General features: G+C 67.0%; 5 protein-coding genes and 1 pseudogene. 3 read left to right on the plus strand and 3 right to left on the minus strand.

Annotation, left to right across the window (positions count from 1 at the left end):
• Window positions 1-2 precede the first annotated feature (2 nt).
• Window positions 3-764 (plus strand): sulfite exporter TauE/SafE family protein, encoded by a 762-nt coding sequence (locus F790_RS0109980; RefSeq protein WP_019589940.1) that lies wholly within the window; start codon window positions 3-5, stop codon window positions 762-764.
• Between the two features lie 2 nt (window positions 765-766).
• Here the strand turns inward: F790_RS0109980 and F790_RS0109985 are convergent, their stop codons facing one another.
• The 3 genes and pseudogenes from F790_RS0109985 to F790_RS13840 all read right to left on the minus strand — a co-directional run bounded on the left by F790_RS0109985 (window position 767) and on the right by F790_RS13840 (window position 5620).
• The gene (locus tag F790_RS0109985; RefSeq protein WP_019591570.1) at window positions 767-2947 is read right to left on the minus strand and encodes an HAD-IIB family hydrolase; all 2181 of its coding nucleotides are present in this window, start codon (window positions 2945-2947) and stop codon (window positions 767-769) included.
• Entirely contained in the window at window positions 2944-4341 is a 1398-nt protein-coding gene (locus F790_RS0109990; RefSeq protein ID WP_019589938.1) for a glycoside hydrolase 100 family protein, read from the minus strand. Before F790_RS0109990 ends, F790_RS0109985 begins: the two co-directional genes overlap by 4 nt.
• Window positions 4342-4532: 191 nt before the next feature.
• Window positions 4533-5620: pseudogene (locus F790_RS13840) on the minus strand (EAL domain-containing protein).
• A 77-nt stretch (window positions 5621-5697) separates the two neighbouring features.
• On the opposite strand from F790_RS13840, the gene msrB reads away from it, so the two are divergent.
• Window positions 5698-6123, plus strand: coding sequence for a peptide-methionine (R)-S-oxide reductase MsrB (gene msrB, locus F790_RS0110000; protein WP_019591573.1), 426 nt, complete (start codon window positions 5698-5700; stop codon window positions 6121-6123).
• 44 nt (window positions 6124-6167) lie between these two features.
• Complete coding sequence (locus F790_RS0110005) at window positions 6168-7052, plus strand: rhodanese-like domain-containing protein (protein ID WP_026332921.1); 885 nt, start codon at window positions 6168-6170, stop codon at window positions 7050-7052.
• The last annotated feature ends 186 nt before the right edge of the window (window positions 7053-7238 follow it).

Genomic DNA, 7238 nt, shown 5'->3' on the forward strand with positions numbered 1-7238 from the left:
TCATGTCCATCCTCGAGCATCTCGGGCTCGCGCTCGTGGCCCTCATCGCCAACGGCTTCTCCGCGCTGGCGGGCGGCGGCGCGGGGCTCTTGCAGCTCCCGGCCCTGATCTTCCTCGGCCTGCCCTACCCGGTGGCCCTGGCGACTCACAAGATCGCCACGGTGGCCCTGGGGGCGGGCGCCGGCCTGCGACATGTGAAGGAAAGCACATTTTCCCCGGCTCGACTAGGGGTCATCCTGGGGGCCGGCGTACCGGGCGTACTGCTGGGGGCCTGGCTGGTGCTGGAGATCCCGCCACGCGCCGGGGAGATCGCCCTGGGCCTGCTGACCGTCGCCCTGGGGTGGTATTCCTGGCGGCGCCCGCAGCTGGGACAGAAGCGCCGGGTCACCTCCGACAGCCTCCACCACGCCCTGATCGGTGCCGCCGGGCTGTTCGTGATCGGCATCCTCAACGGTTCGCTGGCCTCGGGCACCGGCCTGATGGTCACGCTGTGGCTGGTGCGCTGGTACGGCATGAGCTACACCGAGGCCGTCGGCTACACCATGGTCCTGGTGGGTCTGGTGTGGAATGGCGCCGGCGCGCTGATGCTGGGCACCTTCGGCACGGTGCAGTGGGACTGGCTGCCGGCGCTGCTCCTCGGCAGCTTCATTGGCGGTTATCTGGGTGCCACGCTGGCGATCCGCTACGGCAACCGCCTGGTCAAACGGGCGTTCGAGGTGGTGACGGTCCTCACCGGCATCGCGCTGCTGCTGCCGGTCCCGTAACCTCAGCAGGTCTGGCCGTTGCCGGGCACGTCGCAGCGGTTGAGCAGATCGAAGTGCTCGATCCCCTCGAGGATGCCGCGGGCATGCGTGGCGCGGGCGAAAAAGATCCGCTTGAAGCCACGCAGGGACTGCAGCTCGGGCTGATGATTGCCCACCACCACCCCCAGCAGGCGCCCGCGCAGCATGTCCTCGTCGTTGCCCGAATCGCCGGCGACCAGTACATGCTCCAGCGGGATGCCCCACTTGTCGGCGAAGTAGCGCACCGCCAGCCCCTTGGATGCCCGCACCGGGAGCAGGTCCAGGAAGCGTTCGTGGGAATAGATCACGTGGGCATGCAGATCGGCCCGGTACAGCCGGGTCTCGACCGCCTCCACGTCGATGCTGCCGGGCGGTTCGACGAAATAGCTGACCTTGTGCGAGCGCTGGTCGATGTCCGGCTGGCGCACCAGCCCGGGCTCGCCGTCCAGTTCCTCGCGCAGGCGATCAGGTTCCCAGCGATGGCTGATATGCCGGGCCCAGCCACGATCCGGGGTCTGTTCGGACCCGTAGTGGATCTCGCTGCCCACCGAGGTGATCCAGACGTCCGGCATCGGCACGCCGTGTTCCTCCAGCACCGCGGCGGCGGAATCGATGCGGCGCCCGGTAGCCACGCCGAAGGCCACCCGCTTGCGGTTGCGCCGCAGCCAGGCGACAAACGCCCGGGTCGCCTTCGTGTCGCCCAGCAGGGTGTTGTCGATGTCGGTGATCACCGCGCGGTCCACGTTCGCCAGGCGACCGGAGACCTGGCGCTGTTCGTGCCGCACCTGACGCACCTCGCGCGACAGCGAGCGCAGCAGGCGCACGTATTTCTCCGCGTGCCCGTCCCAGGAATAGTGCTTGCGCACGCCCTTGAGCCCGTCGCGCGAATAACGCTGCCAGCGCGGGCGATCGGCGAGGATCGCCTGGATGGCGTCGGCGATCCCCTCGGGATCCAGCGGGTCGATCAGCAGGCCATTGTGGCAGCGCGAGACGATCTCGTCGGGGCCGCCGTCGTTGGTGGCGACGATGGGGGCGCCGCTGGCCGCCGCCTCGATCAGGGTCAGGCCGAACGGCTCGGTCAGGGCGGGATTCACGAATACCCCGCGGGTGGCCGCCACCAGGCGGTAGAGATCGGGAACATCGTCCGAGCCGTGGTGCTTGGGGTAGGCCACCTTGCCATACAGGTCGTGGCGGTCGATGCGCAGCAGCAGATCCGTGAGCACCTCGCGCGCGCCCTTATCCAGATCGCGGATGTCGTCGCGGTTGCCGGCCACGATCAGCAGGTTGGCGTTCTCGCGCAGCCATTCGTTGCCGGCATACGCATCCACCAGACTGCGGATATTCTTGCGCTCGTCGGCGCGCGACAGCGCCATGATCAGCGGCCGGTCGGGCTTTTGCAGGAAACGCCGGATCTCGGCCCAGATCGGCGGTTTGCGTTCACCACGTTTCGGCGGGTGGAAGCGTTCGAGGTCGGTCCCCGGCGGGATCACCTCCATGCGCTCGGGCTGGTAGTTGTCGTAGGTGGCGTACTGCTCGTCCACCTCCTGACGCGTGCTGGCGATCACCCGGTGGGCGTGCGCCAGGGCCTCCTCCTCGGCATGGATGCGGGTGGAGATGTTGTAGCGCGCTTCGATGTCGGCATCCGACAGCCCGCCCTCGCGCAGGCGCTCGCGCTTGACCCGCCCGAGCGAGTGCCCGGTCTGCAGCATGGGCACGCCCAGCAGGTTGGAGAGCCGCACCGCGACATGGCCGGCATCGGCATAATGACCGTGGATCACGTCCGGGCGCAGCCCGACCCGCCGGATATGCGCCAGGGCGTTGTCGGCGAAGCAGTCAAGATACGGCCAGAGCTTTTCCTTGCGCAGGTAGCGCTTCGGCCCGCAGTCCAGGCGCACGATATGGGCACCGTCACCCAGATCCTCCACCGGTTCGGCATAGTCGTCGTCGACCCGGCTGTCGACTACCCGCCGGGTCAGCAGGTCCACCCGTCCGACCTGCGGATGCCGCGCCAGGGCACGCGCCAGCTCGACCACGTAGAGGGTCTGCCCGCCGGTGTCGGCATCCCGGCCGAGTTCCAGATTTTCGCCTCGAATGAGGCCATGCACGCTGATCAGAACAAGATAAAGGCCTTCGCCCTGGCGGGACTTGCTCTGAGTCTTCTTCATGGTGTTTCGGGCTCCGGACTGTCGAACAGCGACAGGGTTTCGGGGTTGTCGATCATCGCCTGGGACAGCAGCACCGCGGTGGCCGACCAGGTCTGGCGGTAGTTGGCCCGCCGCCCGATCAGACGGCCGTGGCGACCGTCATAGTATTCGGGCCAGTCGTCGCGATGCAGCCGCTCGGCCGCCACCGCATGCACGCTGCGGGCAAGGTCCGGGCGGCCCACGCGCAGCGCCGCCCCGGTAAACGCCCACAGCAGCGCCGGCCAGTTCCCGCCGTTGTGATACGACCAGGGGGTGTTCTTGGGGTCCGACCCGGTCAGCAGGCGCCATTCCTCGCCCATCATCGCGGGGTAGCAGATCTTCACCGGCATGGTGCCGATCAGGTCCTCGAAGCGCTGCTCGAAGGTCTGCATGATCAGCCGCGACTCGTGTTCGTCGGCCAGCCCGAACAGCACCGCCAGCAGGTTGCCGAAGCTGAAGAAGCGGAAATCCATGCGCCCCGGACCGAGGTTGCCGACCAGGTAACCACTCTCCGACGGGATCCAGTCCACCAGCCAGTCGGGGATGCTCTCGGGGTAGATGTTCAATGCGTTCTCCGACTCGTGGCCGAAGTGCTCGGTACGGTAGCGATGGATGGCGTTCAGGCGTTCCAGGTCCAGCCAGTAGTAGTGGCGGATGTAGTCCGCCAGCTGCCGGGTACGGATGGCCGACTGCTCGCACAGCTGCTCGGAGTCCGTATCGCAGGGCTCGAGCATCGCCAGCGCGGCCTTGAGCATGCCGTAAAACAGCGCCTGGATCTCCAGCGGATGCCCGTACACCCCCATGCGCCGGTCGATCATGAAACTGCCGTCGGGCACCAGCAGGGTCGGGAAGACCTCGAAGCGGTCCTGCAGACAGATGCTGAGAATCAGGCGGATGCCACGCTGCACGTCGGGCGACTTGATGAACTCGTGGTCGCCGGTGCGATTCTGGTAGGCACGCGCCAGCAGCACCCACCACATCATTGAATCCACCGGGGCCACCCGGCCGATCGCGCGATCGCCGAAGTCGGCGGCCAGGGTCTCGCGCCCCTTCGGATCGGTCACCACGCGGAAGCTGGCCGGCATCACCCGCGGCAGGCGCCGGTGACCCTCGATCTCCTCCTGGGTATCGCGGATGCGCAGGATCAGACCGAGGAAATCGCGCACCACCTCGGGTTCGTCGTGCAGCAGATAGACCAGCCCGGAGGGCACGAAGTCGCGGATGAAGCAGTCGGCATAGTTTTCCGCCGGGGCGCGGCTGTCGAGGCTGGCCACCGTGCCGACGGTGCGCCCCTGATAGCGCACCTCGGCATCGCGCAGCAGCTGGGCGGCCGCTTCCAGCGTGGGATTGCGGGCATCATGCGGCAGAGTCGTCATGTTCCTCAGTTTAGTGAAGCCCGGTCCGATGTGCACATCGGCGCCACCACAACCCGCAGGAGGCCAGCCCCCTGCCGAGCGGACACCCATCGACACCCCGTAGGAGGCCGGCCCTCCGGCCGATGTCGGCGGGAGGTCGGCCTCAGCCGTCGAGGCACCGGATGGGCCTGATCGGCGAGAGGGCTCGCCTCCTACGGCACCTCGGGATCGGGATGTACCGGCGCCGGCGGGTCGGCCGCCGGCCGGGCGAACAGGAACCCCTGGCAGTAGTCGACCCGATCCTTCAGCCAGCCCACTCCTCCGGGGTCTCGATGCCCTCGGCCACGATACGAATGTCCAGCTCGCGCGCAAGCTCGATGATCTTGCCGAGGATCTTCTGCTGGTATTCATCGGCGTCGATGCCGCGGACCAGTTCGCGGTCGATCTTCACGAAATCCGGTCGCAGCTGCGACAGCAGGTTGAGCGACGCATAGCCCGCACCGAGATCGTCCAGGGCGACCCGGAAACCGGCGTTGCGATAGCGATCGATGATGCGCCGCAGGTGTTCGGTGTCGGTGATCTGGTCGCTCTCGATCACTTCGAACACGAAGCCCGCGGGAGCGGGGACATCCGGCGCGATGCCGCCGATCTCGCGCACCGTTGTTTCGAGACAGAACGCCGGGTCATAGATCGCGGTGGGATTGAAGTTGATGAACAGCTGGTCGCGGATGCCGCGCTCGGTCGCACGGCGGATCGCATTGATGCGCGCCGCGCGATCGAGGTGGAACATCATCTCCGCCGCCCGTGCCTGATCGAACAGGATGTTCGGCGGGATCAACTCCCCCGCCGGCGAGCTGGCCCGCACCAGCGCCTCCCAGGCGAACACCTGATCCGGCCGGGCCGCGTGCACGATGGGCTGGAAATGAAAGTCCAGGGCATCACTGGCGAGGATGGCCGCCAGATCGCGCGCGTTGTGCCGGGCGATCAGCGTGGACAGCAGATGCGTGTCCTGCAGGTGCTCCACGCCGAATCGTTCGCCCTCGGGCACGAAGGTCGCGCGGCACCCGTTCTGCTCCGAATGGCTCAGGGCCTCGTCGAGACGCGACAGGGTCACCCCCAGATCGTGCTCCGGATCCACCGCCACCGCCAGGATCCCCGAAGCCGGTTCGCTGCAGGGAAAGCGCTCCTCGATCAGCCGCTGGCGCAGAGTGGCACGGGTATGCGCCAGCACCGGCGCGAGGTAGAGAGTCCCCGCACCGGTCGGAAGGACGTTGATGCGTTCACAGTCCGGACAGCTCAATATGATCTCCTCGCCCGTGGCCATTCGCTGGTGGACCCGACTCGCAAGATAACACGAATTACCGCAGAGGCAGTGACATGAGCAACCGCCCGCATCCCGACACCCCTGTCGACGAAGACGAACTGCGCCGGCGCCTCACCCCGGAGCAGTACCGCATCGCCCGCCAGGCGGGCACCGAGCCGCCGTTCACCGGCGAATACCATGACCACAAGGCCTCCGGGCGTTATCACTGCGCGGTGTGCGGCGCGACGCTGTTCGACAGCACGGCGAAATTCGATTCCGGCAGCGGGTGGCCCAGCTACACCGCGCCGGTCACCGCCGAAGCCGTTTCCGAACACCGCGACGCCTCGCTGGGCATGGAGCGGACCGAGGTGCGCTGCGCCACCTGCGACTCGCACCTGGGGCATGTCTTTCCGGACGGTCCGCCGCCCACGGGACTGCGCTACTGCATCAACTCCGCAGTCCTGGCATTCCGGCCACGCGAAGGAAACGGCCCGGAGTAGAAACCACACGCTGAAGTGTCTAAAGTGGGAGCAGTCGACCTTCCATGGAGCAGTTCGCCATGTTTTTCAAGCCCTCTCGCCTTTCTCTCGCCCTGTTCTCCGCCGCCCTGCTGGCACTCTCCGGTCAGGCTGCCGCCAGCACCGGAGACACCGCAGAGCCCGGTGACATGGAACTCGATCCCGAGGCCGAGGGGTATGAACCGCCGGGACGCTCCATCTATTTCTACGTGGACGCCCTGGATCTCGAGGAGCTGGCGGCGAAATACGCCCGCGACGAGGTCCACGTCATCGACGTGCGCACGCGCTACGAATACGACACCCTGCGTATCGACGGCGCACGGCACGTGAGCATCGACGACGAGGACTTCGTCGACAAGGTGCTCGAGATCCACGAAGAGGACCCGGACAAGCCGGTCGCCTTCTATTGCCGGGGCCATACCTGCTTCATGAGCTATCAGGCCGTGGAACGCATGAAGGCCGCCGGCTTCGACGACGCCATGGCCATGGATTACGGCATCTTCGACTGGGCCGAGCATTACCCCGAGGACACCGCCCTGTTCGGGGAGGCGCCGATCGAACGGGCCGATCTGATCGACTTCAACGAATTCCGCGAGCGCCTGTTGCCGCCGATGGAGTTCTCCGAGCGCGCGCAGCGCGACAATGCCCGGGTGCTGGACATCCGGCGCCCGTTCGAACAGGACCAGGTCGGTCTGTTCCTCAATTCCGAGACCAACATCCCGGCGGGGGACACCGAAGCCCTGGAGGATTACCTGGAACAGGCCCGCGACTCCGACGCCCCGCTGCTCGTGTATGACATCACCGGACACGAAATCAAGGCGTTCCAGTACACCCTGGAAGAATACGGGATCGAGGATTACTACTTCATGGAAGGCGGCTTCAAGGGCTTCCAGGAGGAAGTGCTGCAATAGCCCCGCTTCCGGGTAGCGCACCGGTCAGGCCATCCGGTGTCCCGACGACCGGGGCCGGTCCACCGCCGACATCGGCCGGAGGGCCGGCCTCCTACCCAACGGGCACCCATCGACACCCCCCTTGTAGGAGGCGAGCCCCCTCGCCGATCCGGCCCAACCGGTGCCCCGACGGCCGGGGGCCGGCCC

The sequence above is a fragment of the Thioalkalivibrio sp. ALE20 genome (assembly GCF_000381405.1).
Classification (GTDB): domain Bacteria; phylum Pseudomonadota; class Gammaproteobacteria; order Ectothiorhodospirales; family Ectothiorhodospiraceae; genus Thioalkalivibrio.